Raw genomic sequence first — 25,077 nt, forward strand, 5'->3', positions numbered from 1 at the left:
GGCTGACAAAGCCTTATTGTTCCTTGACAAAGAAAGCCTTCGGGCAGCATAAGGCAGACGGATACGATCTGTCTGTGTGGAGCCGATCGGCCGGTGCGCCATGACCCTGTTGCAAGTCCGCAGGACGGGACCCCTACCAAACAGGCGAGCGACAAAACCAGGCCGCGAAACAGGTGTGGCAACCTGTGGGCGAAGATGCACAGACAGGACAATGAGACTCCCGCGTTGAACGCCCTCAAAGCATTGCGCGGCGCACCCATCAGCATGGGCCGGGGTGAAATTCCCGTGGAGCTGCGGCCAGCAGCCATCCGTTTTCTGCCTCTTTTATGGTTTTAATGAAATGGCATGAAAGGGGCTTTATCATGCAGAAAAATCAATCTGAAAATAAATATGCCCCGCCTATGCGGAGCAAAAAGAAGATCGGCAACACGACCTTTATCGTCAATTCTTTCTTTCCTCAAAAGGGAAATCAAACGATCGCCTCCAAACTGGAGAACTTGATAAAAGCCGATGTCCAGAAAGAAACTGTGACTTGAAATCCTCCTAACAGGCAGACAGGAAAAAGAAAGCGCGGTATAATGAAGTTGGACTTCAATATCGTGTTTGACTGCCAGATGGGAGGTATTTATGTATTATCAGTCAAACACCGCTGCCGCGCTTCAATTCCCTTACACAGCTATGAGTTCCGAAGAACTTACTGCTCTGTATTGTCGCTTATCCCGTGACGATGAATTGCAGGGTGACAGCAATAGCATTGTAAACCAGAAAAAAATCCTGGAAAAGTATGCCCGTGAGCATGGATATAGCAATTTCAAATTCTATGTTGATGACGGCATCTCAGGTACGACCTTCAACCGCCCAGGCTTTCAGCAGATGATTGCAGATATTGAGGCAGGTCTTGTCAAGCGTGTTATCATTAAGGATATGTCGCGTTTCGGACGTGATTATCTGCAAGTCGGCATGTATACGGAGATCATGTTTCCCGAACATGATATTCACTTTATTGCGGTGAATGATGGTGTAGACAGTACCCAGGGCGACAACGAGTTTACGCCCTTCCGCAATATCATCAATGAATGGTACGCCAAAGACACCAGCAAAAAAATCCGTGCCGTTATGAAAGTGAAAGGCAATGCAGGGGAACATTTGACTGTCTTGCCTCCGTATGGATACATAAAATCGTCTGATGACAAAAAGCAATGGGTGAAGGATGAAGAAGCCGCCCAGGTAGTTTATGAAATTGGTCTCTATATCATGGACGGTTTGGGACCCTCGCAGATCGCAAGAAAACTGACGGAAAGAAAAATCCTTACTCCGGCTGCTTACTATGCGAGTAAAGGCAGGACAACCAATGTCACAAAGAAAGGTTCTCCTTACGCTTGGGATTCTTCTACGATTGCCGACATCATGGATCGCTGGCGTGAATACCTGGGGCACACGGTTAATTTCAAAACCCGTAAAAAATCCTACAAGAGCAAAAAGACTCTGCTCAATCCAGAAAGCGAATGGAAGATTTTTGAGAATACCCACGAAGCTATCTGGACAGAGGCGATTGCCGATGCAGCAAGGCTCGCAAGGCAGACGCGGCGCCGACCAACAAAGATGGGAGAAATGGGGATGTTCTCCGGCATGATGTTCTGTGCCGACTGCGGTTCCATCATGTATCAATGCAGGGCAACCAATTTTCGGCGCGATCAGGAATACTACCTGTGTTCGGGCTATCGGAAAAGCCGTGATGTATGTGGGCAGACACATTCTATCCGAACTGTTATCCTGGAGGAATTGGTTCTGCAAAATCTGCGCGAGATCGTTTCCTTCGCATCACAGCGCAAAGACGATTTTGTGAAGATGGTGATGGATGCGGATATGCGCCAGCGTAACCGAGGTTTGGCAAAACGGCAGAAAACATTGGCTGATGCCGAAAAACGGATCACAGAGCTGGACACCATTTTCAAGCGGCTCTATGAGGATACTATTTCGGGAAAACTTTCTGACGAGCGTTTCCAAAAGCTCTCCGCTGACTACGAGAAAGAGCAGCATCAGCTTCAAGAGGTAGCGGCTGTCCTCCGTGGTGAAATCGAAGCAGAGGAACAAAAAAGCGCCAATGTAGAAAGGTTTCTCTCCGTTGTAGAACGGTATACGGAAATTCCTGAATTGACGCCATGTATCTTACATGAGTTTGTCGAAAAGATCGTTGTCCATGCTGCCAGCGATCCAAAGGGTAAGAACCGCACCCAGGAAATTGACATCTACTATAAGGGCATTGGAGCCCTGGAAGTATCCAAAGTCACTTCATCAAGGCAAGAATGAGAAAAACGGCATAGCCGAAGCTATACCGTTTCTCTCTTGCCTCACGATGTTTTCTTATCGGGAGGCACCTTTTTGTTTTTTCTTTATTATATCATAGAAAGAAAAGAGAGGGGAAACTTAAAAAAACTTTCATTGTTTTACAAGGCACTTCCATTTATAATAGTAGTATGAGCATTGGCAAATCACAGGAGAAAGAATAGGTGATGACATTGAAAAACAATGGCAAAAAACTGCTGCTGGCAGGTTTGGCGGCAGGTGCGTTTTTATATTGGCAGGACAATGCACTGACAGTGACACAGATGACTTGCACCACCATGGTGCCGAAAGCATTTCACGGATACAAGATTCTGCACATTTCCGACTTGCAGAACAAAATGTTCGGCAAAAATCAGGAACGGCTTATCTATAAAGCAGAGTGTACAGCCCCTGATTTGATTGTTATAACAGGGGATCTCATTGACCGGAACAGAACCGATCTGGATGCGGCAATGGACTTGATCCGCGGTATTGTGAAACTGGCACCGGTCTACTATGTTTCTGGCAATCATGAGCATCAGTCCGGGTATTATGAGGACTTGGTGGAACTGCTGACAGCAGAAGGGGTGAAGGTGCTGGACAACGGCAAGAGCATTCTGGAGCGTGATGGCGATACCATCACATTGCTGGGATTGGCGGATAAAAGGGTAAATCCTCATTATGGCAAAATTTTGGATATGATGTGCAAAGGGCATGAGGATGATTTCAAACTGCTGTTGTGCCATCGCCCGGAACTTTTTGCGGATTATGTGGAAAGAGAAATTCCACTGGTATGCTGTGGTCATGCCCATGGCGGACAGATTCGTCTGCCTTTTATTGGCGGTTTATTTGCACCAAATCAGGGCTTTTTCCCTAAGTACACAGAAGGCATGCATCGGGCAGGGAAAACTTCCATGGCAGTCAGCCGTGGCTTAGGCAACAGCACTTTCCCTTTCCGCATCTTCAACCGTCCAGAATTGGTTGTGATTACTCTGTATCACAAAGGGGAAACAGACTATACAGAAACCACAACGGTATGATATACTGTTAAATGATTCTATCAATTTATAAAGAAAGAAGGAAAATGACATGGCAAAAAATCCTGTTGTAACATTTCAGATGAAAGACGGCGGCGTGATCAAAGCGGAACTGTATCCCGAAATCGCGCCTAACACAGTAAACAACTTTATCTCTCTGGTAAACCACAATTTCTATGATGGTCTGATTTTCCATCGTGTCATCAGAGGCTTCATGATTCAGGGCGGCTGCCCCGATGGCACTGGCATGGGTGGTCCCGGCTACACCATTCGCGGTGAATTCGCTTACAATGGCGTGAAAAACGATCTGAAACATACCGCAGGCGTACTGTCTATGGCACGCGCAATGCACCCCAACAGTGCAGGTTCTCAGTTCTTCATCATGCATGAAAACGCACCTCATCTGGATGGTCAGTATGCAGCTTTTGGTAAAGTGATCGAAGGTATGGATGTAGTAAACCGCATTGCAGAAACAAAAACAAGCCGCGGCGACAGACCTCTGGAAGATCAGGTAATGGAAAAAGTAACTGTAGATACATTTGGTGAAACATATCCCGAACCTGAAAAAATGTAATATGCGTAAAAAAAGCCGGAAAAGAATTCCGGCTTTTTTCTTTTGGTCTAATAGAAAAAACTTTGGTAGAATTTCTACCAAAGTTTTTTTGTTATTGCCGATATAGTGTACCGTCATAATATGCTACCCATCCGGGATCCTGTTTCTTATCGCCCACCATTTGGAATGTTCCTTTATAAGTATCTCCATTTACGACTGTTGTGACATCTATGCTTACGCTTATGTTTTCGGTACAGGAACATACGGTTTCATATTTAGAAATATGAATGGTATTTTCCGTACGAGCACCTGCCTTTAGTGTGTATGGAGCCAATTGTTTCCAGGTGAGGCTAGCATTGCTTGGTGGAGCATATGTGACTGTATCAGCGTTGGGGTTGGGTATTACGGTTATTTCGCAGTTCCTTGATTCCAATTCGGCACCAAATATATGGTTGGAGCTTGCTCCAAATATACTAATGATGCCAAAAGGAATCCATATGGAAAGGATGATGGCAAGGATGGGAATTTTTTGATATCGCATGATTGCCATAATTCTTTCTTTCATCACAAATTTTGAAAAACCGTTATAGAAAACCAATTGGTTTTGACGCTGACCATGGTTTTTTTCGACCAAATGAACCAACTGCAAAGCGTAGGTTTCTCTGTGTTCTTTGCCTAAGAGTTTTAAAACGCCGCGGTCACAAGCCACCTCCATATCTCGATTGATGTAATGATACATGATCCAAACAAATGGATTGAACCAATTGATCATGACAACAAGAATCAGGAAATACTGAATGATCTGGTGATGATATTTCAAGTGCATATATTCATGCAAAAGGGCTTCATCGAACATGTCAGCATGTGTTTTGTAAAATCCTTTTGGAAATAGGATCATCGGTTTGAGAATGCCATAGGCAATGGGGGAGGCGATGGTTTCGTTGTCATATAAAAGATATTTCTTTGACAGACCGTAAGAGGATAAGATTTCATAGACCTCCTTTTCGTTTTCCATAGGAATGGAAGTCTGTTTGAGATGAATGGTTTTTTGAAAATCTGCAGCGAAAGTTTTTCCCACATACAAGACACCGCATATCCATACAATAAATAGTCTAAACAGAATCCGTTTGTTTTGTGATGCATCTACAATGATCGTTACAAGTTTGGAAAATATAGAATTAGATAATGACATGTGCAGAACATTTTCAATGAAATAGTAAAATGCATTATAAAAATTGTAATTTGTCGTAATATCAAAGGGAACAAAGAGTCTGAAAAAAACCAAACCCCATGAGATCCCCAAAATGACAGATGGAATTTTGTGAAGAAAAACCTTCCGCAGTGCAATGATAGATAGAACCATACATGCGACTGCGATGTTCATAAATACAAAGAGCAAGATTATTTCGACCTCTTTTCTTTATCGATCAGAGAATATAGTTCATTGATTTCTTCATCCGAAAAATCATTATTGCTAATCAATGATTTTACCAATTGAAAAGGAGAGTTATCAAAAAGATTTTTCCGAAGTTCATTGATGGAAGATGCTTGCAAATCTTCCTGTTTGACATTTGGCGTACAGATAAAGCCGGGATCAGAACGGGTAATGAGTCCTTTCTTGATGGCTCGCCGGATAATGGTATAGGTGGTGTTTGGCGCCCAACCAACTTCTTCTTCAAATACTTTGGAAATGTGACTTGCTTTGCAGGAACCGCATTTCCAAAGATATGTCAGAACTTTCAATTCAGAATCTGATGCTAACATAAAAATCACCTCTTTACTACTGATGTAGAATAATTTTATATTATATAATTCCCGTGGAAAAATCAAGGCGCAAATGTCTTCACTCAAGGAAGCAAAAGATTTGTATACATAAAAATGGCAGTTTCTATAGTTTTACGCTGATTTTTTCGTGAAAATCATGATTGTATTTTCAAAATTGGTATTATATAATTTTACTACGGATGTAGTAAAATACATTTGCAGTGATAGGGCATTGAAGAAACTAGGGGGGATAACATGAAAAGAAATCAAAATTTATGCATCATTGCTGCCTTATTTATAACCGTTTTGGCAATTTCGGCCACAAAATTTCCGTACAGAGGGGAAGCAGCTGTATCTCAGGAAACGGCAGGGCAAAAAAATCTAGCAGCAATATTGTCTTCTGATGCAGATAATGTTTGTGCTGGTGTTGTGATGGATGCAAAGACTGGAGAAATTTTGGATCAGTATGGGGATATTGACGATCCATTTGAACCGGGAGCGACTTTTAAGCCCTTTGTGACAGCCATTATGCTGGAAAAGGGAAATTTATCCCTGACGGACACAATAGAGGGCGGTACCTATACCAGTGTCAACGGGACAACCATTAAAAATTACAGTGACCAGTCTGGGGAAAAGTCATTTTATGATCTCTATGTTGCTTTGAATGAGCCATTCCTTGTGCGTGCTTGGGAAAGCAGAAGAGATCCTATAGATTTTTCAAAAGAGATAGCTTCCTATGGCTTTGATGAAAAGAACAAGTATCAGCCAGAATTTTTGCTGGGAAGGGGATTTACGACTTCTGTACGGGAAATCGCTCAGGGATATTACATTTTGGCTGGAAATAGCGGCACAGAAAATAAAGTGATTTCCAAAGCAAACAGCAACTTAATGAAAGAATTGCTCCATGAAACGTATTTGAATTATCCATACATGGACGCAGGGCTGATGGAAGTCCAAAATGTTGGTGAAGCCGCAGGTATGTATGACAGCAGTTTTTCCATTGAAAATGAAATTGTGCATGAAACAAAAACATTTGCTGGTTTTGCGCCTTATGATGATCCAGAAGTGATCTTTGTGGTCACGATGAAGGGAGAATCCAAAATAGGCGAAGAAGTGAATGGCAGAGTTCCTTTGGCGTGCGCAGTAACGGAGGTTTTTGAACAATACTTGCCGGAGAGAAGTTTTAAAGAAATCACAGATCTCAAGCAGGTGGAATATCTGGAAGCAAGATCTGACTATATTCTGTATTTCAGCAGACCCACATGTGCGGCATGCAAAAGAGCGGAACCATTGGTTCGTAATACAGCCAATGATTTGAAAAAAGATGTTTACTATTTGAATGTCGATCGTTTTGATGATGAAGCGTTGGAGCAAATAGTATCTCAATACGGTGTTGATGCTGTGCCATGTGCAGTGAAGGTTACAGATGGCAAAATCTCTGATAAAAGAGTGTTTATGGAAAACGGAAACATGAAAGAGGATGTGGATCGTTTTTTGAAAGCTTAATGTGTATATCGGGGATAACGATAGAAAGGGCTTATAGGGGGATAGAAAAAAGGGGAAATGGTCTTTTGGATTAATCAATCTGAAAGACCATTTGTTATAAGATCATAGGGTGAATGATATGATAAATGCAATTGATCAAAAACTGAAAAACGTACAATGTTTCACGGGGAATCAATTGAAGCTCATAGCTTGTCTGTGTATGCTTATTGACCACGTCAGCAAAATTCCTATGAGCAAGTACATGGATAAATTGTTTTCTTTGTCTCTTGAGGGAATGATATCAGAAGAACAGTTTTTTGCACTTCAGGATTTCCAAAGACAGGTTCTATTTGGTATCGGTACCATCGCTTTTCCTTTGTTTTGCTTTTTATTGGCAGAAGGATTTCGGTATACTAGAAACCGGAAACGGTATATAGGTTCTATGCTTGTTTTTGCGATTATTTCAGAAATCCCCTTTGACATTGGGTTTTTTCATGCGTATTCCATGGAAGCAGGGACATTTCCCTTCTATTTTGCGTATCAGAATGTATTTTTTACATTATTTCTGGGATTGGTATGTTTGACTGGTTTAGAAGCCGTTTCACAGAGAAATCGTAATTTGGACAGAAAAGAAAAAGCAAAGGGGCTTTTGCTGCAAATAGGAATCATTGCCATAGTGGCATCTGTGGCAGAACTTTTGAAGTGCGATTATGGTGCACAAGGGATTATCTTCATAGCCGGTTTCTATATTTTTCGGAAAAGTCATGTTTTGCAAGTCGTGATGTTTCTTGTTTTGTATATGGCTACAACAGGAAATCAGCCGCCAACTTATACAATGATCGCAGCTTTCTTGTTATTGCTTTATAATGGGAAACGGGGAAAATGGAAGGCAAAATATTTGTTTTACTGGTTTTATCCAATCCATATATTCGTTTTGTATGTTATCGCTCAACTATTTTTATAACGAATGAAAAGAGGGGGATATTATGAAAAATTGGCAAGTGCTCATTGGCTTGATGGCTATTGCAATTGCGATTCTCATTAGCGGAATGCTTATTTCAAATGCGATTCAAGAGGCAAGCTCCAATATTCTGCAGGGATTTACTGCTTTGGGTGAGCTCATTAGATCGTCATAAACCAATGATCGCCAACGGAAAAATGGCTGCTAAGATGTCTTAGCAGCCATTTTAAGTGGAAATAATTTTCATTCTTCGATGCTTTGGGCAAAGAGTTTTACAGAGCTGCAAGAACCATCGTCATTATAGATATAAATCTCATAGGTGCCTTTTGCAGTGTGACCGTAACCCTCGCCATGAAGTTGGGGATCGAAATGATCTATCATCAGATTTTGTTTCGCTTCTAACCTTCCGCCAACTAATTTGCAGCCACAGGGGTATTTCACACGATAAATAAAACCATTGGAGCCTGCATTTTCGATACAAAATATCAGGTTTCCTGATTTGTGATAAAACTGATATCTGCCTTCGCCAATGAAGTCTGTTTCCATGCTTATAGATACGCCGCCTGCTTGGGGGTCACCAAGATTTTTGAGAGAGGTTGTATCACTGGAGGCAAAAGCGGTGACGGAAGAATGTGTCAATAGGAAACTCAAAAGACAAGAGATAAAAAGCTTTGATTTCATAGAAATACCACCTTTCTGTCATGGATACCCTTTCTATGATGATCATAACATTTACTACATATGTAGTCAATATTTTGATGCTGTGGAAATGGGTATTTCTATCAGAAATGCAGATGGATTAGGTGGATTTTTGCATGGGCAAAGGAAAATTGTGCAAGAAAGGGATAGATGGAAAAAGGAATCAAGGGATGTTTGAAGTTTGGCAAAAACATGTATATCAATTTCTAAAGGGAAAGCTATGGTGTGAAAGACCGCATATATGGCAGGCAAATAAAGAGGAAAGGGAATGAAGAACGCAGAAAAGGCAAAAGAGGGGGTTGTGTCAAGGATATGGTTCATAAAGTAGAGGCGAAAAAGGCGGATATCTACAGGGTTGTATCAGAATCTATACAAAAATGAGAAAAAATTATAAAAAAACACTTGCTTTTTTATTCCTTCTATGATATTATTATCAAGCAGTTTCGATTCGCGGCTGTGGCGGAACTGGCAGACGCACCAGACTCAAAATCTGGCGGTAGTGATATCGTGTGGGTTCGAGTCCCACCAGCCGCACTGAAGAAACCTTGAGAAATCAAGGTTTCTTTTTTTTCGTGTTGCATTTTGTGTTGCATTACTGAAAATGTTCGGAAAAATAGCATCGCGAAGAAATGGACATGATTTTCAACATACGTTTTCATTTTCCATCATATTTGCGTAGTCAGGAGAAGCTGTAAAGCAGAGATGAAAACAGTCAACAGCAAGTTTGAAATTTCCGTGCTACACCCTTTTGCTCTGTATGATCTTGTTTTTTTATTGGAATCCCATATCACGCAGCATTACTGTTTAAGAAAAAGCTTCATTAATGTTTTCTGCGTAGCTGACCAGACCGCCTGTGATGGCATCGGCTAAATCATTATCTGGCACAATGAGCCAATTGTTTTCGCCTTTTACCAGAGAAATATCCACTTCTTTGGTGTAAGTTGTATCTTTGTTATTGGCAATGGCAGAAATCATTGCTTCTGTGGATTTTTGTTCTAATTCTTCTTCAGACAATCCTGCGAAAGCCAGTGAAATCATTTCAGAGATTGCTTGACTCATGGCATTTGCCATATCCACATTTGTGATGGACACTTTAACTGTTGCAGTGTCACCTTCTTCTGTGGAAGAAAGGATTTCAAAAGTCAGGTTTTCCACAAAAGCTTTGCCGGTTTCTTCATTTTCCAAGTCGGAAATGGCATCATCTGCGGTATCTGTTGTTTCACTGGTATCGTTGGTATACTTATCAATGGTTTCCAGATCAAGGTTCTGGAACGCTGTCAGATAGTTCGTGACAGCTGTTTCTGGAGATTCTCCACCAGAGCAGCCAACAAAGGCAAATACCATTGCCAAAGTTGTCAAGAAAGCAAGAAATTTTTTCAGCATATACATTCCCCCTGAATGGCTGCCGCGTGATATGGAATTGCACACAATGAGATGTTTGCAAAAGAAAATATTCAGTTTTTCTGGAAAGATTCCTCCCCATCTTCTGGCAGTATTGTATTTTGGGAAAAATCTGCATATTTTTGATAGTCAGATAATTCCTGCGACCTTTCGATAGAAGCTTTCTTTCCTGTATCATTTCATTTTCTATACGAATCGTTCAATTCCTTCTCATCCCCTTTGATATTTGATGCCATGAACAAAACACTGGTGCCAGCAGATATTTAGATCAGCGACAATCAAATGCAGAGAAGGAAAGTCATTTGAACAGTAATGAAAAATATATATTTTGTTATTTTGAAAAAAGAGGCAGACCCCTAAGCACCTGGAACCGAAGTTCGTCGCTTATCTGTAAAAAAAGTCTGCCTCTTATATAACCAATATAAAGGATATGAGGAAAGAAAGCAAGATGAAAAAAGCTTTACAATGAGTGGTTTGCTGATTACGGCAGAATCTTCTACCGCCGTCGTTGGTTATGATGCCGTCAACGCCATCCAAGAAGATTCTGCCAAATCATAACAGACAGTTCGGCACAAGCGGCGAAAACGCGACCTGTGTTCGAAGTTGAACTGTCTGTTGGTTAGAATATAACATGCTTTGCGTGGGAAAACAATCTTTTACAGGAAAGACTATTAGGTTTTTGAAGTGGGATTTTTTATAGTAATATGCACGCTACAATCGGCTCTTTTTAAACAAACAATCCTTTTATACAAGAAAAAAACACCCGAAGTCCTTCATGTCATAAGGATTTCGGGTGTCTTTGTTTTTTTATGAAGCAGCCTATAAAGCATACGCATCATTTTTGTTCTTCTGTCTTTTTCATAATCCAGCATTTTCTCGTACATTCATCGCAATTTTTCCGGCACAGGGCACTGCCATCGCTGCGGACGGCACCGGCGTGCTTATAAGCCACATAACCCAGTGTCACACAAAGGATGATAAACAGAAATTGTCCCATACCATTCCTCCTTTTATATGAGTGGTTTTTTCGTGGTGTTTTTATTATCATACCAGAAATTCCGAAAAGACGCAAAGGATTATGCAAAAAGCATATGGCAAAAGTCAATAAAAACTGCTATAATAAGACGGATTCAGCCGAAAGGCTTTTCTTTTTGAAAGCGTTATTTTTTTAAAAGAATAACGAGGTGATTTATGAAACAGGATTTACATTATGATATGAAAGTGCGCATCATGGGAGAGGAAAAAGCCTTTGGTCCGGGTGTGGCACAGCTTTTGAAAGGTATAGAAGAAATGGGTTCCATGCAGAAAGCCGCGGAGAAAATGGGGCTTTCTTACAGCAAAGCATGGAAAATGATGAAAACAGCGGAACAGGAACTGGGCTTTGCCCTGACGGAACGCAGCAGCGGCGGCAAGGACGGCGGCGGTTCTGTTGTAACAGAAGAAGGCAGAGAAATGATGCAGCGATATGGAAATTTCCTCTCTGCTTTGCAGACAGAGGCAGATCGTTTGTTTTCTATTTATTTTCAGAGGGAAGGTGAGAAATGATGCCGGAAGAGATTGTATTTTGCAAAGGCGGCGGATGTACGGCAAAACTGGGCGCAGGCGTATTGGAACGCGTCCTTTCCCGTCTGCCAAAACCGGAGAAAAAAGACGAAAACCTGCTCATTGGCTTTGAAAGCTCTGATGATGCGGCAGTTTATCGAATTTCAGAAGATACTGCCATTGTGCAGACATTGGATTTTTTTCCGCCAATGGTGGAAGACCCTTATATTTTTGGACAGATTGCTGCAGCTAATGCCCTCAGCGATATTTATGCCATGGGCGGCGATGTGCGGACAGCCTTGAATATCGTTTGTTTCCCGGAAAAAATGGACTTGAACATTTTGGGGAAAATCATGCAGGGAGGCAGTGAAAAAGTTATAGAGGCGGGAGGAACTCTCGCAGGCGGTCATTCCATTGCCGACGCAGATGTGAAATATGGGCTTTCTGTCATGGGAACCATCCATCCAGACCGCATCTTTCCCAATGATGGCGCGCAGAAAGGCGATGTGCTTTTATTGACAAAACCCTTGGGTGTTGGCATTGTCTGCACGGCGAATCGTATGGGAGAGGCTTCTCTGGAAGCTATGGACATGGCTGTCCGTTCCATGACAACTTTGAACAAATACGCTTCGGAAATCATCAGAAAATATGATGTCCATGGCTGTACGGACGTGACAGGCTTTGGTTTTCTGGGGCATTTGAAGGAAATGCTGGCAAAAGGGCTTAGTGCGGAGATTGATTCCATCCGTATCCCTCATATTCCAGAAAGTCTGGCTTACGCTGACGGATTTTTCCTCACAGCGGCAGCCCAGCGAAACCGGAACCATGTGGGTGATTTAGTGCAATTTTGCGGTGTGCCTTTTGCGGTGGAAGAACTGCTTTTTGACCCTCAGACTTCCGGCGGCTTGCTGGTGAGCATGCCTAAAGAGGATGCCCAGCAGGCGTTAGCGGAAATTGCGGCTTTAGGTTTGCCCTGTGGCATCGTTGGAAAAGTTATGAAAAAAGAAACACAGAAGATTGTGGTATTATAGGAGGAAACAGAAATGGAAAGAGTAGACGCACGCGGAAAAACTTGTCCTTTGCCGGTTATCGAAACAAAAAAAGTACTGGAAAGCATGACAGAAGGTACTGTGGAAGTGTTGGTAGATAATGCCATTGCGGTGCAGAATCTCTGCAAAATGGCAGAACAGAAAAAAATGAAAGCGGTCAGCGAAAAACAGAGTGAGGACTGCTATGTGGTGACTATCACTGTGGAAGCGGGCAGCCAGACACAGCCAGATGCGGCTCCGGTGGTTTGTATGCCCGACGGCAGATGCGCAGGAACCGTAGTTGCTTTGACAGCGGAAACCATGGGCACAGGCGACGATGTGTTGGGAAAAATTTTGATGAAAGGTTTTGTATATGCTCTGACAGAACAGGATCAGCTGCCGGAAACCATCGTTTTGTATAACGGAGGCGCAAAACTGTCTGTGGAAGGTGCGGAAACATTGGCTGACTTGAAACTTATGGAAGCCCAGGGTGTGGAAATCCTGACCTGCGGTACTTGTCTGAATCACTATGGTTTGTCTGAAAAACTGGCGGTTGGTTCTGTGACTAATATGTATCGTATTGCCGAAGTTCTTTCCAAAGCAGGTAAGGTGATTCGTCCATGAAAAAACCATTTCCCATTGTTGTCCGCGGCGGCGGCGATTTGGCAACAGGTACCATCCATAAATTGTATCAGGCAGGTTTTCCAGTCATTGTGCTGGAAACTACCAATCCTTCTGCCATTCGGCGGTATGTAGCTTTTTCCGAAGCTGTATATGAAGGCGAATGGACAGTGGAGGGTGTGACTGCCGTTTGGGCAGCGGATTTTGCGGAAGCCCAGGAGATTTTGGAGGATGGAAACATTCCTGTGCTCATTGACCCTGATTGCAAAATTTTGGAGGAAATCCAGCCGCAGGTGCTTGTGGATGCCATTCTGGCAAAAAAGAATCTGGGAACGACCATGGATATGGCAGAAACAGTTATTGCCCTTGGTCCTGGTTTCACAGCAGGGGTGGATGCCCATTTGGTCATTGAAACCCAGAGAGGGCATAATCTGGGGCGTGTGCTGACGGAAGGAGCAGCGGCACCCAATACAGGCATTCCCGGTGTCATTGCTGGTTATGGCAAAGAACGTGTTATCCATGCACCGGCGGCAGGAATTTTGCAGAACAAAAGCAAAATCGGTGATCTGGTGGAAAAAGGTCAGACCATTGCCATGATTGGCGATGTGCCTGTTACTGCCACATTGACAGGGGTTCTCCGCGGGCTGATTCGGGATGGTTATCCTGTGACAGAAGGCTTCAAGATTGCCGATATTGACCCCAGAGAAAGTGAACAGAAAAATTGTTATACCATTTCCGATAAAGCGCGGTGCATTGCCGGCGGTGTGCTGGAAGGAATTTTGATGCGAAATAGAGGGAGTTTTATATGGAAAAAGTAAGAGTGGAAGATGCCGTTGGTATGGTGCTGTGCCACGATATTACAGAAATCGTACCCGGTAAATTCAAAGGCAGAGCCTTTGCCAAAGGTCATGTCATTCAGGAAGAAGATATTGAAAAACTGCTGGATCTGGGAAAACGCCATATTTATGTCTGGGATTTGTCCAAGGGCTATGTCCATGAAAATGACGCAGCTTTGCGGATGGTACAGGCGGCAGCAGGGGAAAACATCGTTTTCAGTGAGGTAAAAGAAGGAAAGATCGAACTGCGGGCAGCTTGCGACGGGGTGCTGAAAATCAATCTGGATACCCTGTACGCTGTGAACAGTGACGATGAAATCTGTTTTGCCACTATCCATGGCAATAAACAGGTGACAAAAGGCAAACTCCTTGCTGCTACCAGAGTTATCCCTCTGGCGGTGAAGGAAGAAGTGCTGGAACGCTTTGAGAAAGCATGCAAAGAAAGCAAAACGCCTTTGGTGGAAGTAAAACCTTTCCGCCCTGCAAAAATCGGCGTTGTCACCACTGGCTCTGAAATCGTTTCCGGCAGAATTGCCGATCAGTTTGGCCCTGTTCTGGAGAAAAAAGCGGCAGAAGTGGGGGCGACCATCATGGGTCAGGTGTTCCCTGGTGATGAGCCCGAAGCTATCACACAGGCAATTCTGGATTTTCTGGCACAGGGAGCAGATATGGTGCAGGTAACCGGGGGTATGTCTGTAGACCCGGATGATATGACACCTTCTGCCATTCGTGCCTGCGCCGATGAAGTGGTGACATATGGTACACCTGTTTTGCCGGGTGCGATGTTCATGCTGGTCTATGTGCAGGGAAAACCTGTGGTAGGTCTGCCCGGATGCGTTATGTATGCAAAACGAACAGTGTTCGACCTGGCGGTTCCTCGTCTGCTGACAGGAGAAAAACTCACCAGACGAGATTTTGTGCTTATGGCGCATGGCGGACAATGCCAGAACTGCCCTGTCTGCACTTATCCCGACTGTGGTTTTGGACAGTAAAGGAGGGGAGGAGCTTTATGGGAGAGTTGACACATTTTGATAAAGAAGGCAACGCAGTCATGGTGGATGTGAGCCAGAAAGCGGAAACGGAACGGACAGCCACAGCAAAGGGAATCATTCGCGTGAGCCGGGAAGTTTTTGAGAAGATTCAGGCAGGCACCATGGCAAAGGGCGATGTGCTGGGCATTGCCAGAACGGCAGGCATCATGGCGGCAAAACGCACCTGGGAATTGATTCCTCTGTGTCATTTGCTGGCGCTGACAAAATGCAGTGTGGATTTTGAACTGTATCCAGAAAGCTGTGAAATCGAAGTGGCGTGTACGGTGAAAACCGTTGGGAAAACAGGGGTGGAAATGGAAGCCCTCACAGGGGTACAGATCACTCTTTTGACCATTTATGATATGTGCAAAGCCTTAGACCGTTCTATGGTTATGACAGACATTCGCCTGTGCGAAAAAAGCGGCGGAAAGAGTGGGGAATATCGGCATGATTGATGGATTTGGAAGAACCATTGACTATCTTCGGATTTCCGTCACAGACCGCTGTAACCTGCGGTGTGTCTACTGCATGAAGGAAGAACAGCAGGAATTTCTGCCCAGCGGCGAACTGCTGACACTGGAAGAATGGGTCAGACTTTGCAAAGGCACCGCTTTGGCTGGCATCCGCAAAATCCGCATCACTGGCGGCGAACCCCTTATGCGGCAGGATATCGTGGAATTGGTGGAAGCCATTTCCAACATCCCTGGCATCGAAAAAGTAGTTATGACAAGCAATGCTGTCCACCTGGCACCCCTTGCGGAAAAACTGAAAAAAGCAGGGCTTTCCGGCGTCAATGTGAGCATCGACAGTCTGGATGAAGAACAGTATTGTAGGCTCACCAGACGGGATGTGCTGTCTGACGCTTTGGCAGGTCTTGCTGCTTGCGGCAAAGTGGGACTGCCTGTGAAAGTCAACTGCGTGCCTGTAGCAGGGGAAAATGAAAAAGAACTGCTACATCTGGCAGAACTGGCGAAGGAATATCCCATGGAGGTGCGTTTCATTGAAATGATGCCCATTGGGGAAGGTTCCGCTTTTCCGCCAGTGAAAAACGAAACCATCCGGAAACGGCTGGAAGAAGTTTACGGCGAATTTGTTCAGACACAGCAGGATGACCGGGAAGGCCCGGCAGTGTATTATACAAACGAGCATTTCAAAGGACGCATTGGATTCATCAGCCCTGTGAGCCGCAGTTTTTGCCATCAGTGCAACCGTATCCGCATGACAGCGGAAGGGAAACTGAAGCTCTGCCTACATCATCCAGTGGATTGCGATTTGCGGGAATTGGTGCGCAGCGGCGCGGAGCCGGAGGAGATACAGAAGGTGCTGCAGGAACGTATCCTGCAAAAACCAAGGGACGGTCATACCACTGACGAAAGCCGTCCCATGTGGAAAATAGGAGGATAGTATGGGAAAGATTATGGCTGTGTGTATCAGCGAAAAACGGGGCACACAGAAGAAAAATATTGAGAAAGTACGCTTGATTGAGAATTTCGGGCTGGAAGGTGACGCCCATGGCGGTAATTGGCACCGACAGGTGAGCCTTCTTTCTTATGAGAAAGTGCGGGCATTTGAAGAAAAAGGCATTTCCGTAGAGGATGGCGCTTTTGGTGAAAATCTGCTGGTGGAAGGCTTTGATTTCAAAACTCTGCCCGTGGGAACCAGATTCCGCTGTGGAGAAGTTTTGCTGGAAATGACCCAGATCGGCAAGGAATGTCATAGCCATTGCGAGATTTATCAGGCGGTAGGGGACTGCATCATGCCCAGAGAAGGCGTGTTTGCAAGGGTGCTCCATGGCGGAATGATTCAGATTGGAGATGAAATGGAAATTGTACCGAGTAGCGATTCTGACAGCAAGTGATAAAGGGGCGGCAGGCAAACGGGAAGACTTGAGCGGTCCTGCGGCAAAAGAAATCATGGAACAGGCAGGCTATACTGTGGTGGATATGCGGATTTTGCCGGATGAACGGCAGTTGCTTTCGGAAACCATGAAAGAAATCTGTGATATGGGAACAGCTGACTTGATTCTGACCACCGGCGGCACAGGTTTTTCTCCCAGAGATTGGACACCGGAAGCCACGCTGGATATTGCGGAACGGCAGGTGCCGGGTTTTAGTGAAGCCATGCGGGCGGCATCTTTGGCAATCACGCCAAGAGCCATGCTCAGCAGAGGTGTTTCTGTCATTCGGAAACAGACCCTTATCGTCAATCTGCCGGGCAGCCCTAAAGCGGTGCGGGAAAACCTGGAAGTGATTTTACCGGCTTTGGAACATGGACTGGATATTTTGACGGCAAATGCAGAAGAATGTGGGCAGTAAGGAGGAAGAACATGAAAAAGAAATTTGGTATGATGGCATTGGCAATGATTTTGACAGCAGGCATGCTGGCAGGCTGCGGCAGTGAGCAGGCAGCGGAAAGCAGTGATGGACAGGATGCAGTGACAGGTGCTATCACCGTTTCCGCGGCGGCAAGTTTGACAGATGTTCTCAATGAACTGGCGCAGACATTCCAGGAAGAATATCCTGGTACAGAAGTTTCCTTTACCTTTGGCGGCAGTGGTGCTTTGCAGACACAGATTGAAGAAGGCGCTCCTGTAGATCTGTTCTTCTCTGCGGCAGAAAGCAATATGGACGCTTTGGAAGAAGAAGGGCTCATTGATGCAGCCACCAGAAAGGATGTACTGCAAAATGAAATCGTCCTCATTGCCCCTCAGGGAGAAACAGCAGTAACTTCTTTTGAAACCATTCTGGATAGTGAACCTCAGATTGCCTTAGGGGAAGCGGAGAGCGTTCCCGCTGGGAAATATGCCCAGGAAATTTTCACAAACCTTGGTATCTGGGATGATGTGAAGAGCCATGCTGTGTTTGCGTCTAATGTGCGGGAAGTGCTGGCTTGGGTAGAAGCGGGAGAAGCTGACTGCGGCGTGGTGTATGCTACTGACGCAAAGACCAGCGATGCGGTGCAGGTTGTTTGCAATGCACCAGAAGGCGGCCCTCAGGTATTGTATCCTGCGGCTGTCATCAAAGACTGCGCAAATCCCGAAGGCGCTCAGGCATTTCTGGATTTCCTCACCAGTGAAGAAGCAGGAGAAGTGTTCGCTTCTTATGGCTTTACATTTTTGGCAGAATAAAGGAAGGAGAATTCCGTGATAGATGTTTCGCCTCTTTTGCTTTCTGTTTGGGTGGCAGCCTGCGCCACGTTTTTTTCCGTGGTGCTGGGCACCCTTGCGGCTTATGGCGTCATGAAGCTGCGCCGCTTGCGTCCCTTTGCCGATGCGGTGCTGACATTGCCTTTGGTGCTGCCGCCAACGGTAACAGGCTTTTTCCTGCTCATATTGTTGGGCAAAAATAGCCCTGTGGGACGGTTTTTCAATGAAATTGGATTTCCTTTTATCTTTTCTCTCCGTGGGGCAGTGGCAGCGGCATTTGTGGTGTCTTTTCCGCTGATGTATCGAGCGGTCAGGGGGGCTATGGAATCTATGAATAAACAGCTTCTTTATGCGGCACGGACATTGGGTGCAAGTGAAAAGAAAATCTTTTTCCGCATTATCCTGCCCAATTGCCGCAGCGGGCTTTTGGCAGGGATGATTCTTGCCTTTGCCCGTGCCATGGGGGAATTTGGTGCCACTATCATGATTGCCGGCAATATCCCCGGCAAGACCCAGACCATGGCACTGGCAGTGTATACAGCAGTCCAGAGCGGCAATCGGCAGACAGCATATCTGTGGTCGCTGGTCATTGTGATATTGTCTGCCCTTGCCATTGTGGGCATCAATTATTTTGAAAAGAAAAAATACCAGGGAGAGGATGCGGGTTTTTGAGATTACAGGCAGAATTCATGAAAAAAGTAAAGACAGAAACCATCGAAATTTCTCTGGATTTGGAAAATGAAGTGCTGGGCATTCTGGGACGCAGCGGCTGTGGCAAAAGCGTCACCCTGCGGTGTCTGGCAGGAATTTTACAGCCGGACAAGGGTAGAATACAATTAGATGATAAAATCTTGTTCGACAGTGACAAAAAAATCTCCGAAAAAGCCCAGAAACGAAAAATCGGGTATTTGTTCCAGAATTATGCCCTGTTTCCCAATATGACGGTGCGGGAAAATATCGCCTTTGCCTTTGGGAAAGAAAAAGAAAAGAAATTTCTGGAGGAACTTTTGGAGCGGTTTTATCTGACAGAAGTGGCAGAACTGTATCCCTCTGTGCTTTCTGGCGGTCAGCAGCAACGAACAGCCATGGCAAGAATGCTGGCGGCAAAGCCGGATGTGATTTTGCTGGACGAGCCGTTTTCCGCTCTGGACAGCTTTCTGCGGCAGGAAATGGAACGGGAAGTCCAGCAGGTGCTCCAGAGCTTTGGCGGCGTATCCATTCTGGTATCCCATAATAAGGAGGAAATTTTTCGCCTGACTCAGAAATGTATGGTCATGGAACGGGGGAAAATTGCAGAAATCGGGGACACAAAAGAAATTTTTGCCCATCCAAAAACAGCGGAGGGCAGATTGTTGATACAGGGAGGAAGCTTATGATTTATCTGGACAGCGCGGCAACCAGCTTTCACAAACCAAAAGAAGTGGCAGAAGCTGTATATGACGCCATTTTGCATATGGGGAATAGCAGCAGAAGTGGTCATGAGATTTCTCTGACTTCTTCCCGTGTCATATTCGGCACCAGAAAAAAACTGGCGGCACTCTTTGGCATGGACGACCCTGCACAGGTGGTTTTTACGGCAAATTCCACCCAAAGTCTGAATATTGCCATCAGCGGGCTTTTTGGAAAAGGTAACCATGTCATTACCACTGCCATGGAGCATAACAGCGTCCTGCGCCCTTTGTACCGCAAGGAGGCAGAAGGCATGGAGCTGACCATCATTCCCTGTGATGAAAAGGGTACTGTCCGCTATGATTTGCTGGAACAGGCGGTGCGACCCAATACAAAAGGCATTGTCTGCACCCATGGTTCTAATCTGACGGGGAATCTGGTGGATATTCAGCACATCGGCGCATTTTGCAAAGAAAAAGGCATTTTGTTTATAGTGGATGCTTCCCAGACAGCAGGGGTATTTCCCATTCATATGGAAGAAATGGGCATCGACATTTTGTGTTTTACAGGACATAAATCCCTTTTGGGTCCTCAGGGTACAGGAGGGATGTGTGTGCGGAAAGGACTGGAAATCCCCAGTTTTTGTGTAGGCGGCAGTGGCGTTCAGAGCTACAGCAAGACCCATCCGGCACAAATGCCTACCCATCTGGAAGCGGGAACGCTGAACGGGCACGGCATTGCGGGGCTTTCTGCGGCATTGGATTGGATTGACAAAACAGGGCTGACTGCCATTCGGGAAACGGAGCAGAAGCGCATGCGACAGTTTTATGAAGGTGTCAAAGAAATTCCGCAGGTGACAGTTTATGGCGACTTTTCCGTGCAGGAACGGGCACCCATTGTTTCTCTGAATATTGGGGATAATCCTTCGGAGGATGTTTGTGATGAATTGGCGGTGCGTTACGGCATTGCTACCCGCGGCGGTGCCCATTGTGCCCCTTTGATGCATGAACAGCTGGGAACAGTAGAACAGGGTGCTGTGCGGTTTAGTTTCTGTTACTTTACAACGGAAGAAGAAGTGGAAAAAGCCATTTTGGCAGTGAAAGAAATTGCGGAGGCATGGACATGAGACCAAAAGAACTTTGTTTTCTGGTGGCATTTCATACCACCACAGAGGCGTTGGCGCTGGAAGAAGCCGCAAGAAGCGCAGATGTGCCCGGCAGGCTCATTCCTATACCCACTCAAATCACAGCGGGATGCGGTCTGGCGTGGCGGATGCCCATAGGCGAGAAAGAAAAAATGAAAAGCCTATTGACAAAATGCGACTTGAAATACGAAAATATATATGAACTGATGATTTGAAAGGAGGCGGAAAGATGTTGCTTACAGAAGCATTGCAGATTCCGCCTTCTGCACGTTGTATCTGTGCTGTGGGCGCAGGGGGCAAGACAAGTCTGCTGTACGAATTGGCAGAAGAATACCGACAGAAAGGAAAACGTGTGCTGCTGATAACCACCACGAAAATGTACTTACCAGAAAAAGATGGCGTACTGGATGGAACGGCAGAGGAAATCAAAGAAAAACTGGAAAGAGACGGTTTTGCGGTGGCAGGCAGTGTTTTTTCTGAAGAAAAAATGGGACCTTTGCCGCAAGCTATTTTGGATGAGGTGTTTTCTTTTGCTGATGTGGTTCTGGTGGAGGCGGATGGTTCCAAAAGAATGCCGCTGAAAATGCCAAGACAGGGTGAGCCTGTTTTGCCGGAAACATGTGACTTTCTGGTGACGGTGGCAGGGCTTTCCGCTTTGGGACAGCCGTGGGAGCAGGTATGCCATCGTTTTGCGTTAGTTTCTTCCATGTTTTCTGGAAAAACAGTGGCGGAAGGGGATATTTTCCCCCTTTTGCAGGCAGGCTATGGTACCCTTTGGGATGAGATACAGGGATGTGTTTTTTTGAATCAGACAGATGTCGTTGGCTGGCACAGAGCAGAGAGAATTGCTGCGGATTTCTCTGTGCCCTGTCTTTGGGGAAGCTTACGGCAGAAACAATACCATAGAAAAGAGGGAGATTCCCATGAGAGAAGCATATAAACAACTCCGGCACTACCTGCAGGAATTGGATTGGGTAGGCAGCGGTCTTGTTTATGAAGGTCCTTTGCAGGGCTTTCAGTTTTTGTGGCAGGAGGAAGGTGTCCTTTGGGCGCCAGAAGGAGAGATGGAAACAGCAAAAAAAATGCTGTTGACCATTGGTGAAATGAAAAGCTGTACCACTTGTGAAATTGGCGAGAATCATGTGTTTGTGGAGCATTTTGGCATGAGCCCCAGATTGGTGATTCTTGGTGGCGGTCATATTTCCCTTTCCCTGGTGAAATTGGGGAAACTGTTGGGTTTTCATGTGACCGTTGTGGATGACCGGGGAGAGTTTGCCAACCTCCAGCGGTTCCCGGAAGCGGACTGCGTGCTCTGCGGCGATTTTGGGCAGGTGTTTGAGGAAATTCCTGATTTGCCTGCCAATTATTATGTGGTGGTCACCAGAGGGCATCAGGCGGATGAACAATGCGTCCGTCAGATTTTGCGGAGAAAGTATGCCTATGTGGGCATGATTGGCAGCAAAAATAAAGTTGCCAAAACGAAAGAAGCTCTTTATAAATCCGGCTTTAGACCTGCGGAAGTGGAAGCCATCCATGCACCCATTGGGTTGAAGATCGGTGCTGTGACACCAGAAGAAATCGCCGTCTGCATTGCGGCAGAAATCATTCAGGAGAAAAATAAGGTGCCTGTAGAAACCATTGAAGATGCAGTGCTGGATGCTTTGTGTGAAAAAGCGGGGACAACCATGGCACTGATTGTTGCCAAAAGCGGTTCTGCTCCCAGAGAAGCAGGGGCAAGAATGGTAGTAAAAGATAATGAGATTCTGGCTGGTACCATTGGCGGTGGTGCTGTGGAACATGCGGCAATGATCTATGGCTCTCAGATGCCTAAGCATCATATCCAAAAGGATGTACAGGAATTTGTGCTGCGGAAGGAAGAAGGGGCAAAACTGGGCATGGTCTGCGGTGGAAGTAATTTGGTGTATTTTGAAAGCGATTGAACATTTTGTCTTTCCAGAAAAAACAACATGAGAAATTTGAATGTTTGACATTTATTTCTTTTAAAATTCTTAAAAAATGTTTGCGCGGATATCTATTTTCTTTTTACATGACAAAAAACGAGGATAATCTTTTTTGTAAACAAGAAAAATGGCGAAAAATAAGGGTTTCTTATGCTATGTTGTGGAAGATTATGAAAAGTTATCTGCAAAAAATATTGACAAGATTATTAAACTTTCGTATACTAGTTGTAACAGATTTGTAATAAATTCGGGAAAAAGACAAAATGGAGGAAGCTTTTATGAACTTATCCAAAGCAATCCGCCAGGTTTGTGTAACAGCAGCCTGCGTGATGCTCGGTACAGCAACGGTTTTCGCGGCTGATATGGGACAGGCAAATGGCACCAATGTCAATGTCCGTGAAGCGGCAGGAACAGATGCCGCTGTACTGGGTCAGATCAGCAGTGGATCAGAATATCAGGTGACTGGCAAAAGCGGCAGTTGGTATCAGATCTCTTATAATGGACAGAATGGTTTTGTATCCAGTGATTATTTTCAGTTGACAGAAACAGAAGGTACTGTCACAGGTTCCGGCGTTAATATCCGTGCAGCAGCAACTACCAGCTCCAATGTGCTGGGCAGTGTGAATGCAGGGGATACACTCACAGCAGTGGGACGTGTGGACGGCTGGTATCAGGTGGAATATAACGGTCAGGAAGCATACATCAGCAAAGATTATCTTTCCGGAGATTATCTTTCTTCACTGACAGTGGTTGGAAATACGGACCCTCAGATCACACCTGCGGCAGAAGAAGTGAAATATGCAGTGGTGACAGCAAAAAGCGGTCTGAAACTGCGTAAAGAAGCATCTACCAATTCTATCGTTTTGACAGTTCTGCCTTATGGTACAGTGGTGGACGTAGACCGCCAGGGCACAGAATGGGTGCGTGTCATCACAGATGATGGTCAGAAAGGTTATGTCAGCGCGGATTATGTTTCTATTCGCAGCGGTGAAGAAGAACTCTCCCGCGGCTCCTCTTCTGCATCTTCCGCAAAAGGTGAAGAAATTGTTGCATATGCAGAACAGTTTATCGGTACGCCTTATGTATGGGGCGGCACAAACCTGAATACAGGCGTGGATTGTTCTGGCTTTGTATATGCTGTTTTCCGTGATTTCGGTATTTCTTTGAATAGAAGTTCCGCTTCTATGGCAAGCAACGGCGTAGCAGTTTCTAAGTCTGATTTGCAGGCTGGGGATCTGGTATTCTTCAATACTGGCGGCGATAGCACCATTAGCCACGTTGGTATTTACATGGGTGATGGAAATTATATCCATTCCACAGACGGCGCTGCATATGGCGTTACTGTTACAAGCCTGAGCAGCAGCTACAGCGCAAATACATATGTGACAGCAAGACGTGTCATCCGCTAAAAACGATATGAAAAAGGCAGACGAATGCGCCTTGCCTTTTATAAGAAAGCAAAAAAGCTGAAGTCCTTGTCTGAACTGAACCCCATTTGTTAGACAGTATGATATACTGAATAACAAGTGGGGTGATTTTTATGCCAAAAGGAGTACCAAATAAACGATATACACCAGAATTCAAGAAAATGGTAATAGAAACTATGCTAGAGGAGAATTTAAGCTACTGCGAAACGGCAAGACGGTTTGAGGTCAGCTGTGACACTCGAATAAAAAGTTGGGAACGTATTTATCTAACTGAAGGTCCTGAGGGACTTGCAGTGGAACGGCGAGGCAGGGGTAATAAAAGTGGGTCCAGACAGCTGCCAAAAGAGGTAGAAGAAGATCTTTTGGCAGAGGTACAGAGACTTCGAGCAGAAAACGCCTACTTAAAAAATTTGCAGGCCTTGGTTTTGGAGAGAGAGCGACGCCAGCGGAGAAATCACTGGTAGTTCAAAAACTGAGGCATGATTTTTCACTTTCCCTTCTGCTGTCAATCGCTCAACTGCCTCGTGCAACCTTTTACTATCATACAAAGAAGATGCACAGGGTAGATAAATATACAGACGTAAAAGCAGAGATTGTTACTATCTACCACGAAAACAAAGGTCGATACGGCTATCGTCGTATTACGGCAGAACTGCACAATCGTGGATTTCATTTAAATCATAAGACGATTCAGCGGCTTATGAAGCAGCTGGGTCTGATTTGCCGTG

32 protein-coding genes and 1 tRNA gene are annotated in these 25,077 nt (G+C 45.0%); 28 read left to right on the top strand and 5 right to left on the bottom strand.

The window, feature by feature from the left end:
• Positions 1-362: 362 nt before the first annotated feature.
• The 4 genes from INF29_RS05090 to INF29_RS05105 all read left to right on the top strand — a co-directional run bounded on the left by INF29_RS05090 (position 363) and on the right by INF29_RS05105 (position 3,936).
• Positions 363-536, top strand: a complete 174-nt coding sequence (locus INF29_RS05090) for a transposon-encoded TnpW family protein (protein WP_158094644.1) — start codon at positions 363-365, stop codon at positions 534-536.
• A gap of 91 nt (positions 537-627) precedes the next feature.
• Positions 628-2,310 carry a recombinase family protein gene (locus INF29_RS05095; protein ID WP_087187166.1) on the top strand — a complete coding sequence of 561 codons (1,683 nt, stop codon included), beginning with the start codon at positions 628-630 and terminating at the stop codon, positions 2,308-2,310.
• Positions 2,311-2,513: 203 nt separating this feature from the next.
• A complete protein-coding gene (locus tag INF29_RS05100; RefSeq protein WP_087990023.1) occupies positions 2,514-3,365 on the top strand; it encodes a metallophosphoesterase in 852 nt (283 codons plus the stop codon).
• 49 nt (positions 3,366-3,414) lie between these two features.
• Positions 3,415-3,936 carry a peptidylprolyl isomerase gene (locus INF29_RS05105; protein WP_072851492.1) on the top strand — a complete coding sequence of 174 codons (522 nt, stop codon included), beginning with the start codon at positions 3,415-3,417 and terminating at the stop codon, positions 3,934-3,936.
• Positions 3,937-4,027: 91 nt separating this feature from the next.
• On the opposite strand, the gene INF29_RS05110 is transcribed toward INF29_RS05105, so the two are convergent.
• Both INF29_RS05110 and INF29_RS05115 read right to left on the bottom strand, forming a co-directional pair.
• Positions 4,028-5,314 carry a M56 family metallopeptidase gene (locus INF29_RS05110; RefSeq protein WP_193485036.1) on the bottom strand — a complete coding sequence of 429 codons (1,287 nt, stop codon included), beginning with the start codon at positions 5,312-5,314 and terminating at the stop codon, positions 4,028-4,030.
• A 2-nt stretch (positions 5,315-5,316) separates the two neighbouring features.
• Positions 5,317-5,679: a BlaI/MecI/CopY family transcriptional regulator gene (locus INF29_RS05115; RefSeq protein ID WP_193485038.1), complete on the bottom strand. Its 363-nt coding sequence runs from the start codon at positions 5,677-5,679 to the stop codon at positions 5,317-5,319.
• A gap of 255 nt (positions 5,680-5,934) precedes the next feature.
• Here INF29_RS05115 and INF29_RS05120 point away from each other — a divergent pair, with 255 nt between their 5' ends.
• The 3 genes from INF29_RS05120 (at position 5,935) to INF29_RS05130 (ending at position 8,300) form a co-directional block, all read left to right on the top strand.
• Positions 5,935-7,185: a penicillin-binding transpeptidase domain-containing protein gene (locus tag INF29_RS05120; RefSeq protein WP_193485040.1), complete on the top strand. Its 1,251-nt coding sequence runs from the start codon at positions 5,935-5,937 to the stop codon at positions 7,183-7,185.
• A 118-nt stretch (positions 7,186-7,303) separates the two neighbouring features.
• A complete protein-coding gene (locus INF29_RS05125; RefSeq protein ID WP_193485042.1) occupies positions 7,304-8,128 on the top strand; it encodes a TraX family protein in 825 nt (274 codons plus the stop codon).
• Between the two features lie 22 nt (positions 8,129-8,150).
• Entirely contained in the window at positions 8,151-8,300 is a 150-nt protein-coding gene (locus INF29_RS05130; protein ID WP_193485044.1) for a hypothetical protein, read from the top strand.
• Positions 8,301-8,368: 68 nt separating this feature from the next.
• Here the strand turns inward: INF29_RS05130 and INF29_RS05135 are convergent, their stop codons facing one another.
• Positions 8,369-8,806, bottom strand: a complete 438-nt coding sequence (locus tag INF29_RS05135; protein WP_193485046.1) for a hypothetical protein — start codon at positions 8,804-8,806, stop codon at positions 8,369-8,371.
• A gap of 134 nt (positions 8,807-8,940) precedes the next feature.
• Here INF29_RS05135 and INF29_RS05140 point away from each other — a divergent pair, with 134 nt between their 5' ends.
• Together INF29_RS05140 and INF29_RS05145 are read left to right on the top strand one after the other, a co-directional pair.
• Positions 8,941-9,096, top strand: a complete 156-nt coding sequence (locus tag INF29_RS05140) for a hypothetical protein (protein WP_193485048.1) — start codon at positions 8,941-8,943, stop codon at positions 9,094-9,096.
• A gap of 178 nt (positions 9,097-9,274) precedes the next feature.
• Positions 9,275-9,358, top strand: a tRNA-Leu gene (locus INF29_RS05145).
• 270 nt (positions 9,359-9,628) lie between these two features.
• On the opposite strand, the gene INF29_RS05150 is transcribed toward INF29_RS05145, so the two are convergent.
• Together INF29_RS05150 and INF29_RS05155 are read right to left on the bottom strand one after the other, a co-directional pair.
• Complete coding sequence (locus INF29_RS05150; protein ID WP_072851942.1) at positions 9,629-10,207, bottom strand: nuclear transport factor 2 family protein; 579 nt, start codon at positions 10,205-10,207, stop codon at positions 9,629-9,631.
• 853 nt (positions 10,208-11,060) lie between these two features.
• On the bottom strand, positions 11,061-11,222 hold the full coding sequence (locus tag INF29_RS05155) for a hypothetical protein (protein ID WP_159432888.1): 162 nt from the start codon (positions 11,220-11,222) through the stop codon (positions 11,061-11,063).
• Between the two features lie 194 nt (positions 11,223-11,416).
• Here INF29_RS05155 and INF29_RS05160 point away from each other — a divergent pair, with 194 nt between their 5' ends.
• From INF29_RS05160 to INF29_RS15320, 19 genes are all read left to right on the top strand, one after another.
• Positions 11,417-11,770: a winged helix-turn-helix domain-containing protein gene (locus tag INF29_RS05160; protein ID WP_087989755.1), complete on the top strand. Its 354-nt coding sequence runs from the start codon at positions 11,417-11,419 to the stop codon at positions 11,768-11,770.
• Positions 11,767-12,798: a selenide, water dikinase SelD gene (gene selD, locus INF29_RS05165; RefSeq protein WP_207728124.1), complete on the top strand. Its 1,032-nt coding sequence runs from the start codon at positions 11,767-11,769 to the stop codon at positions 12,796-12,798. The genes INF29_RS05160 and selD overlap by 4 nt, the downstream gene beginning before the upstream one ends.
• 12 nt (positions 12,799-12,810) lie before the next feature.
• A complete protein-coding gene (gene yedF, locus INF29_RS05170; RefSeq protein WP_191344144.1) occupies positions 12,811-13,419 on the top strand; it encodes a sulfurtransferase-like selenium metabolism protein YedF in 609 nt (202 codons plus the stop codon).
• On the top strand, positions 13,416-14,234 hold the full coding sequence (yqeB, locus tag INF29_RS05175; protein WP_193485050.1) for a selenium-dependent molybdenum cofactor biosynthesis protein YqeB: 819 nt from the start codon (positions 13,416-13,418) through the stop codon (positions 14,232-14,234). The genes yedF and yqeB overlap by 4 nt, the downstream gene beginning before the upstream one ends.
• Entirely contained in the window at positions 14,222-15,244 is a 1,023-nt protein-coding gene (locus tag INF29_RS05180; RefSeq protein WP_193485052.1) for a molybdopterin-binding protein, read from the top strand. The genes yqeB and INF29_RS05180 overlap by 13 nt, the downstream gene beginning before the upstream one ends.
• Before the next feature lie 17 nt (positions 15,245-15,261).
• Positions 15,262-15,738 (top strand): cyclic pyranopterin monophosphate synthase MoaC, encoded by a 477-nt coding sequence (gene moaC / locus INF29_RS05185; protein ID WP_193485054.1) that lies wholly within the window; start codon positions 15,262-15,264, stop codon positions 15,736-15,738.
• A complete protein-coding gene (moaA, locus tag INF29_RS05190; protein WP_193485056.1) occupies positions 15,731-16,687 on the top strand; it encodes a GTP 3',8-cyclase MoaA in 957 nt (318 codons plus the stop codon). Before moaC ends, moaA begins: the two co-directional genes overlap by 8 nt.
• 1 nt (position 16,688) lies before the next feature.
• Positions 16,689-17,141, top strand: coding sequence for an MOSC domain-containing protein (locus INF29_RS05195; protein WP_193485058.1), 453 nt, complete (start codon positions 16,689-16,691; stop codon positions 17,139-17,141).
• Positions 17,110-17,598 carry a MogA/MoaB family molybdenum cofactor biosynthesis protein gene (locus INF29_RS05200; protein ID WP_243184098.1) on the top strand — a complete coding sequence of 163 codons (489 nt, stop codon included), beginning with the start codon at positions 17,110-17,112 and terminating at the stop codon, positions 17,596-17,598. The genes INF29_RS05195 and INF29_RS05200 overlap by 32 nt, the downstream gene beginning before the upstream one ends.
• 11 nt (positions 17,599-17,609) lie before the next feature.
• Positions 17,610-18,410: a molybdate ABC transporter substrate-binding protein gene (modA, locus tag INF29_RS05205; protein WP_193485062.1), complete on the top strand. Its 801-nt coding sequence runs from the start codon at positions 17,610-17,612 to the stop codon at positions 18,408-18,410.
• Between the two features lie 15 nt (positions 18,411-18,425).
• The gene (modB, locus tag INF29_RS05210) at positions 18,426-19,100 is read left to right on the top strand and encodes a molybdate ABC transporter permease subunit (RefSeq protein ID WP_330608285.1); all 675 of its coding nucleotides are present in this window, start codon (positions 18,426-18,428) and stop codon (positions 19,098-19,100) included.
• Positions 19,097-19,804: a sulfate/molybdate ABC transporter ATP-binding protein gene (locus INF29_RS05215; RefSeq protein WP_193485064.1), complete on the top strand. Its 708-nt coding sequence runs from the start codon at positions 19,097-19,099 to the stop codon at positions 19,802-19,804. Before modB ends, INF29_RS05215 begins: the two co-directional genes overlap by 4 nt.
• Positions 19,801-20,943 (top strand): aminotransferase class V-fold PLP-dependent enzyme, encoded by a 1,143-nt coding sequence (locus INF29_RS05220; RefSeq protein WP_193485066.1) that lies wholly within the window; start codon positions 19,801-19,803, stop codon positions 20,941-20,943. Before INF29_RS05215 ends, INF29_RS05220 begins: the two co-directional genes overlap by 4 nt.
• Positions 20,940-21,176, top strand: a complete 237-nt coding sequence (locus tag INF29_RS05225) for a DUF3343 domain-containing protein (protein ID WP_022255983.1) — start codon at positions 20,940-20,942, stop codon at positions 21,174-21,176. Before INF29_RS05220 ends, INF29_RS05225 begins: the two co-directional genes overlap by 4 nt.
• A gap of 14 nt (positions 21,177-21,190) precedes the next feature.
• Positions 21,191-21,901: a selenium cofactor biosynthesis protein YqeC gene (yqeC, locus tag INF29_RS05230; RefSeq protein ID WP_193485068.1), complete on the top strand. Its 711-nt coding sequence runs from the start codon at positions 21,191-21,193 to the stop codon at positions 21,899-21,901.
• Positions 21,885-22,901: an XdhC family protein gene (locus tag INF29_RS05235; protein ID WP_193485070.1), complete on the top strand. Its 1,017-nt coding sequence runs from the start codon at positions 21,885-21,887 to the stop codon at positions 22,899-22,901. The genes yqeC and INF29_RS05235 overlap by 17 nt, the downstream gene beginning before the upstream one ends.
• A gap of 299 nt (positions 22,902-23,200) precedes the next feature.
• Positions 23,201-24,331 carry a C40 family peptidase gene (locus INF29_RS05240; RefSeq protein WP_193485072.1) on the top strand — a complete coding sequence of 377 codons (1,131 nt, stop codon included), beginning with the start codon at positions 23,201-23,203 and terminating at the stop codon, positions 24,329-24,331.
• A 131-nt stretch (positions 24,332-24,462) separates the two neighbouring features.
• A complete protein-coding gene (locus INF29_RS15315; protein ID WP_193485074.1) occupies positions 24,463-24,813 on the top strand; it encodes a transposase in 351 nt (116 codons plus the stop codon).
• 89 nt (positions 24,814-24,902) lie between these two features.
• Positions 24,903-25,077, top strand: a 175-nt coding sequence (locus INF29_RS15320) for an IS3 family transposase (RefSeq protein ID WP_193485076.1), incomplete at its 3' end; no start/stop codon positions are given.

The sequence above is a fragment of the Anaerotignum lactatifermentans genome (genome assembly GCF_014982935.1).
GTDB lineage: Bacteria > Bacillota > Clostridia > Lachnospirales > Anaerotignaceae > Anaerotignum > Anaerotignum lactatifermentans.